The sequence below is a fragment of the Nocardia asiatica NBRC 100129 genome (assembly GCF_000308415.1).
GTDB lineage: Bacteria > Actinomycetota > Actinomycetes > Mycobacteriales > Mycobacteriaceae > Nocardia > Nocardia asiatica.
In genome coordinates this window covers 1-5835 of sequence record NZ_BAFS01000391.1, presented here as the reverse complement: position 1 = coordinate 5835, position 5835 = coordinate 1, and the positions used below count along the sequence as shown (strand labels likewise).

Here is a 5835-nt window from a genome sequence, read left to right as displayed (position 1 = left end):
ACCCGGGCATCGACTCGGCTGGTGAGATTACGTCCGAGTGTTCCCTCGATGATCTCCCAGCGCATTATTCCGCCCGAAGTCCACAGCGTCGCGGCCCACAGCGCGCTGAGCATGACCGCGACCAAAGCCTCCTTTTTGCTGAGTGGTATCTCCCGGTTCTGGCCGCTCACCGTCACGAGGTACAGGACGGTGGGCATCGCTATGGTGGTCAACAGTGCCATCGGGCTCTGGCGAATGATCAGGATCTGCATGCGGGCCGAAAGCGACATGATCCGCGCGTTGCGCGCGAATGTCTCCCACGGCGTCATCCGTCCCCCTGATGCAATCGAATGAAGGTGTCCTCCAAGCGGGCCTGAACCACCTTCATGTCAACGATCCTGAAGTCAGCCAGGACATGACCGAGCTGCTGCAACAGTGCCGGTGACCAATCGCGGATGCGAATCGATAGTTGCCACCCAGGCGCACGAGCCTCGATCTCGATCTTCACCGCCTCGATGGCTGTGACATCCTCCCGGCTGGGGGCTGCACCGATGCCTTGTACGACGACAGTTGCCGCGTAACCCAAAGACGCGGAGAACTGGTCGATCGTCATCTCGTGGGCCACCCGGCCCTTCTCCAACACGATGACGCGGTCCGCCAGCTCTTCGACATCGAGAAGATGATGACTGGTGAGCAAGACCGCCACGCCCTGCCTGCGCAGCTTCGCTATGGCCGTCCGCAAACGGGCGGCTTCGATCGGATCGAGACCGACGGTCGGCTCATCCAGTAGCAAGACCTTCGGCTCGGATATCAGGCCGATCGCCAGATGTAGCCGCTGCCGCATCCCCCTGGAGAAGGTACTGACCTTTCGGTCCGCCACCGCACCGAGGCCGGCCTCTTCGAGAGACGAATCGAGTCGAGCCATCAGCCGACCACGGGAGAGTCCATCGAGCATTCCGAAGAAGCGCAGATTCTCCCGAGCAGACAGCTGACTGTAGAGGCCGCGATCGCCGCCGAACACTACGGATTGCACTGCTCGGACCGCACCGGGATCGCGGACCACGTCCGCGCCGAGTACGCGTGCTGTGCCAGATGTCGGAAGCAGCAGCGTGGACAAAATCTTCGTCAACGTAGTCTTGCCCGCGCCGTTCTCACCGAGCAGCCCGACGATTTCACCGCGTGCGACGTCGAATGTGACATCCTCCAGCGCAGTGACGTTCGTTTGTGATACGCGGAATATTCGTCCGAGACCGGCGATCTGGATAGCGGCGTCCGTGGTCTTCGTGTCCACCGTTTGGGTCCTTCGGGAGGCCGGGAGCCGGCTTCCGCCGGCTCCCGGGTCGTTTATGTCAGAGCGATGCGTGGGCGGCGACACCGCGGTTGACAACGATCTTGATGTCCTTGGCTCCCATTGCTACCCTCCCTTCTTTTTCACGGAAATGCGCTCGCCGCCATATGCGGCGACGCCACACTCGACAAGCTGCGTGATCGCGGCGTCGAGTATGTCTGGTGGCGTACCGGTCAAGAACGGGTCCTGTTCGAGACCGCCCTGGATCTGCTGGACCGGGCGGCCATCGAGTTCTCGCCAGACGCGAATCAACCCCTCGGTCGTGCTGTAGCCGGTGTCGGGTGCGACGATGCCCCATGAGTCCGCCAGGCGGACGGGCACCGCCCACGGGCTCCGCGTCGGCCCCCCGCGACTCCAGTTGTCCTCCGCGACGGGAAATTTCGTACCGGAACTGTCCCAGCAGTCGATGACCGTGTGACTGACCAGCTGGCCGCAGAGCAGGGATCGTCGGGTGACCGCGTGCTCGGTCGCCGGTGTGTCGTCCCAGGGGACCGGAAGGTACAAAGCGTCGAGGATCTGCGGCAGCACCGATCGAAGCGGCTTGCAGCGAGCGAGTCTGCGCAGCATGAACTTCCGGCCGATATACAGGTCCCCTGCCCCGACCAAGGCGCATTGCACTGCTTCCTCGACGGCCAAGAAAGATGCCTGCGCAGCGGTGAGGGTATCGCCGATTTGCAGGGCGCCCAGAGCGTCCTCGATCAAACCCGACAGCGTCCACGCCTGTTTCGTGATGAGCACTTGCCGCAACGTCCGCTGCGCCCGCTCCGGGGTGGGCAGCCCGCTGTTGTGATCGACCAGGACAGTGCCTATGGCATAGCGGACGGCCCGGACCAGCTCAGGGTCGCTGAGATCAGCCTGCCAACGATCGTCTGTGGTTACGGCGTATCGGTCGCAGACGCGTGCCATCTCTTCGAGACGGGGGAGCGAGATCGGGGTGATCTGCACCTCCCACCGGCCTTCGCGATAGCTTGTGTCGCGAACGTCGATGCTCGGTTCGGCGCAGACATAAACATCGATGTCCGACATCCCGTGCCCGAGCCCTGCTGCCAGCGAGCCGCTGACGAAGGCCAGTCTCGTATTCTCCAGCCCGACCACACGTTGCAGAACATCTCGCGCCGCGGCGATTTGGTCCGCCCCGAGGTGAACGTCGGGAACGGCTTGTGGAATAGCCGAAGCTAGGTAGTTTTCGCCCATCATCGTGACCGGCTGAATTCCTGATCAATCACGGATTATCCCTCCCCGTGCACTGTCTGCTGCGCGCGGGCAGTTCAGTCAGCGCATTCTGACCGGCTATGTCACGGTCTTCTGCGTAATGATTCCAGAAGTGCCTACCGGCACGCTGGATTTACTTGCGGTACGTGCTCGCGAACCGCCGATGCCTACCCTGAGGCCGAATCGATATCCAGCATGGATCCCTCCCCGAGTCCCCCGTGTGTCAGCCGCGCGGATTCCGGCGGCCTGCCTGAAGCATAAGCGTCGTAGCCCAACTCGTCCAGTGCGGCTTTCGGAGCGCGCTCGTGGATTGCTCTCGTGTGCTCGGCCAGCAGGTGCGGGGCCCGTTCGATCGGTGGGTCGATGCGCTGCGGGGGCGTATCAGGTGGTACCTGCGCCGGGGAACAGTGTGCTGAGGCTCTGAAACTGTTGTGCAGCAATCTATTTCAATGCTACATGTGCTGTCGATGTTGACGGTGATGCTTCTGCGGGCTTAGCATGCGGAAGTGGGGCGCCGGCGGCGTTCCGCGATGCGCGCGGATAACTCCGTGTCGCGGAGGTGGGTTCAAAACACGTTCGGGGGGAATTTTCATGTACGTGGGCGATGGTCGTCGGCAGCCGGGACCAGTCGGATGCTGAGTCGGGTAGCGAATTCGGTGTCGTTATGTGACATGGTGGACATTTCACCGGATCAACGAATTCTCTGGTGCGGCCTTTCCGAGGCCACGCCAACGCGCGATTTCGGCGCGGGATCCGTCGGGATTGCGCCCGACCAGACGGCCCCGTGGTCTCTCGGGGAATACGGTTGGGCACAGAAGGTTTCGATCGACTGTCCGCAGGGCAAGGAGCCGGACGAGTTCCTCGACGCCGCGGTAGGGGAGATCGTCGCGGCCGCGGATGAGGACCCCCTCGTCACCGCGGTACAGGTGGTGCTGGCATTGGCGCTGTGGGATGAGGAATTCACCGCCTCCGGGCTGTTCGAAGGAAACGTCTACCTCGCGTCGGAGGAGGCGGGACTCCGACTCTTGGAATTGTGTGGGGTTGCCACATCGGTCGGAAAGCGGTCGGCATTGGATCGTTTGCTGCGCGAACTCTTCGCCGCCGAGCTGATCTACCGGTTCCCGGTCGCATTGAAGTTCCGCGGTCGTTTCGATGCGGCGCGTCAGTTCCGGCTGAACTGCTGGGGCCGTCGGCTCGCCGCGCGTGTCACGCGGCACCCGGCCAATGCGGCTCTGTCAGCGCGGCTCCGGGAAGACATCCGTACGCATCTGACCGAGTTCCGGAAGCCGTACCTACAGCACATGGCGCTGCTGGAGGATCTGTCCGCCCGGCCGGCGGCTGCGGCATGGCACTCCGCGGCCGGTCTACCGGTTGGCGTGCTCTTCTGAGACGAGATTCGAGGGAGGGGGATTCGTGCAACCAGTCATTCGTATCCTATGGCGGCGCGAAATCCATTTCGCCGACCGGCCCGAGGCGCCGACAGGCGGTGTACTCGACGGGTGGACATCGGGCTGGAGTGTCCTGGGCACCAAGGTCGAGGTCGTTGTCGAAACCATCAGTAGTCGATCGGGGCCGACATACGAGCCGAGGCTGCTGCGGGTCGAGAAGACGGAGGCGGGCTTCGCACTGTACGTATCCGGTTCGAGCCGGGAAGCTGTTCGTGCTCATATCGGACCGGTGATCCTCGCCTTGGCGGCCCAGCTGCAGCAGTGGGTCGCACTCCGCGGTCGACTGATGCCGACGCCCGGCGATACCGAGAAGGCGGTCCTGGTCTTCGGTGCGGAAACCGCACCCGGATTCACAGAGTCCGCAGGCGATAGTACATCGGTGCTGGTAGACGCGGCGAGTCTGCCATCTCGCGCTCTGGAGTCGAGCGCACATCTTCCCGGCGGCGCCTGCCCCGAGAGGGCAGGCGCTACGTTCGAGGTGACTGCCATAGCGATCATCGCTGCGGGCGAGGGCCTTCAGTACCTCGACCCGAAGGCGGCGTCCGCCTACATCGGTTCCCGGCTCTTCACACTCGACGCTTTGATCGCCGCGCAGAACGGAGCACTGATCTTCTCGACGCTGCGGCGACTGGACCATCTCGGAATTCACCAGCTGATCGCGGGCGTGCCCGCTTTCCATGTCCCCCGGGAACTGCTTCGCGCGGGCCAGGAACTGCCAGACCTTCCGCGTGCTCCTGCCGGATATTCCGAAGACACTCTCGAAGCGATCCGTTCGATGCAGCTTCGCGCCTCCGCTGTGTACGGATACTCGGAGCCCGACCGCGCAATCGTCTGGGCCCTCGAGGAGATGGGAGAACTCGCCCAGGCGATACGTCGGCGAGAGTCGCCCAGCCGCATAACGGAGGAAATCGGGCAACTGTTCAACTGGTTGCTCTGTTTGGCGAACATCTGCGAGGTGGACCTCGCGACCGCGGCCGACCAGGCGGTCGGCCGCGAAGGCTTCCGCCAGCTCACCACGCATGGCGGTCTGCGGCCACGTACGCGGTCGGAACCGTTCCGGAGTAGAACATGATCCGGCTGGCCCTGCCCAAAGGGCGACTCGCGGCGGACAGCGCCCGGTTACTGTCGTCGCTCGGCGCTGGGGAACCTTCGCACGAGCGCCGCTATGCGTTCCGGCATCGACGACTGCCCCTCGAGATCTTGTTGTTGAAGTCGTCGGACATCCCTCGAGTGGTCTCCGACGGTTATGCGGATTTCGCCGTGGTCGGCGACGAATGGCTGATCGAGCGCGGCGGCGACTTGGTGCCGATGACACCGCTGTGCTGGTATCACGCTCGCATCTGTGTGCTCGCGCCCGCCGATATGGCCTGTCCCTTCAGCTCGCCGCCCCGGTCTCGGAATCAGGCGTGGACGGTCGCGACCCCGTATCCGGCCATCGCGGCTCGCGGCCTGTCATCGTTCGCCGCTGTTGAAGTCAGGCAGGTGGCCGGTGCGGTCGAGGCATATCCGGGCAGGGTCACCGATCTGGCTATCGATTGCGTGGAAACCGGTGCGACGATCCGGGCCAACGGTCTGACAGTGGTGCGGGAACTTCTGCGTTGCGATGTCCGTCTGGTCCGCGGCCGTGACGCCGACACCGACACCGAGGTCGCCCGTCGGATCATCGCCGCGGTCGAGGACTGCGCGGTCCACAGTTCATGCACGTACAGCGACGCCGATTCGTTCGCCGGGAGGAAGGGATGAATGTAGCGGCATGCATCGAAGTCGCGAGTACCGCAGTGGCGACCGGCATTACGGCCGCCTTTCCTTTCCGGGGTGCCGGTTCGGATACCCGCCATTTGCTGGATG

At 63.7% G+C, this 5835-nt stretch carries 6 protein-coding genes; 3 read left to right on the top strand and 3 right to left on the bottom strand.

The window, feature by feature from the left end:
- The 3 genes from ON27_RS29940 to ON27_RS29930 all read right to left on the bottom strand — a co-directional run.
- Positions 1–308 (bottom strand): hypothetical protein (locus ON27_RS29940; protein ID WP_043735189.1); only part of this gene is annotated, 308 nt, incomplete at its 3' end.
- Positions 305–1270 (bottom strand): ABC transporter ATP-binding protein, encoded by a 966-nt coding sequence (locus ON27_RS29935; RefSeq protein WP_218003067.1) that lies wholly within the window; start codon positions 1268–1270, stop codon positions 305–307. The genes ON27_RS29935 and ON27_RS29940, both read right to left, overlap by 4 nt.
- Before the next feature lie 123 nt (positions 1271–1393).
- Positions 1394–2521 carry a hypothetical protein gene (locus tag ON27_RS29930; protein ID WP_157227414.1) on the bottom strand — a complete coding sequence of 376 codons (1128 nt, stop codon included), beginning with the start codon at positions 2519–2521 and terminating at the stop codon, positions 1394–1396.
- A 689-nt stretch (positions 2522–3210) separates the two neighbouring features.
- Here ON27_RS29930 and ON27_RS29925 point away from each other — a divergent pair.
- The 3 genes from ON27_RS29925 to hisG are packed head-to-tail and all read left to right on the top strand — an operon-like array spanning position 3211 to position 5730.
- Positions 3211–3927, top strand: coding sequence for a hypothetical protein (locus tag ON27_RS29925; protein WP_043735185.1), 717 nt, complete (start codon positions 3211–3213; stop codon positions 3925–3927).
- Between the two features lie 25 nt (positions 3928–3952).
- Complete coding sequence (locus ON27_RS29920; RefSeq protein ID WP_043735181.1) at positions 3953–5059, top strand: MazG nucleotide pyrophosphohydrolase domain-containing protein; 1107 nt, start codon at positions 3953–3955, stop codon at positions 5057–5059.
- On the top strand, positions 5056–5730 hold the full coding sequence (gene hisG, locus ON27_RS29915; protein WP_043735179.1) for an ATP phosphoribosyltransferase: 675 nt from the start codon (positions 5056–5058) through the stop codon (positions 5728–5730). The genes ON27_RS29920 and hisG overlap by 4 nt, the downstream gene beginning before the upstream one ends.
- The last annotated feature ends 105 nt before the right edge of the window (positions 5731–5835 follow it).